The 623-nt window shown below is 55.5% G+C and carries 1 protein-coding gene; it reads left to right on the top strand.

Annotated elements, in window-relative coordinates; genetic code table 11:
- On the top strand, window positions 1–623 hold a 623-nt coding region (locus tag LKE08_RS16290; RefSeq protein WP_324705301.1), incomplete at both ends, for a hypothetical protein.

The following is a 623-nucleotide window of genomic DNA, read 5'->3' as shown; positions in this document are numbered from 1 at the left end:
AGGAAACCTTCACTCCCGGCGCCGATTCTAGCAGCGGAAGTGCCAGTGCGATCGCATCTTCCAACGAGGCGGAAACCGCAGCCACAGCCACCGCCGGAGATGCGGAAACGGACAGTTCGGAAACAGAAGAAACCGAGACTTCCGTCGAAACTGAAACTGAAACCAGTTCCGAAGATATGGATAATGGCAATAGCGAAACCGGCAGCAGCAGTTCCGCTTCTTCCAACTCCTTTGTAGACGAAACGGGGGCGGGAAGCAGCGGCGAATCCACCGCCACTTCGGGAGAGGGAGAAACCAGCACCAGCAGCGAGGAAACCTTCACTCCCGGTGCCACTTCCAGCAGTGGAAATGCCGAGGCGATCGCATCTTCGGATGAGGCGGATACCGAAGCGGAAGCTACCGCCGGAGACGCGGAAACGGACAGTTCGGAAACAGAAGAAACCGAGACTTCCATCGAAACTGAAATGGAAGAGAGTCCATCAGATACCGACAATAGCGAGGGCGAAAATACGGGTGCGATCGCATCTTCCAACGAGGCGGAAACCGCAGCCACAGCCACTGCCGGAGATGCGGAAACAGAAGAAAGTTCCGCAGATCTAGAAAATACGGAAAGTTCGGATATC

The sequence above is a fragment of the Lyngbya sp. CCY1209 genome, from assembly GCF_035615495.1.
Lineage (GTDB): Bacteria > Cyanobacteriota > Cyanobacteriia > Cyanobacteriales > Microcoleaceae > Limnospira.
The sequence above is the reverse complement of the archived record's forward strand: the minus strand, read 5'-3'. Positions and strand labels throughout refer to the sequence as shown.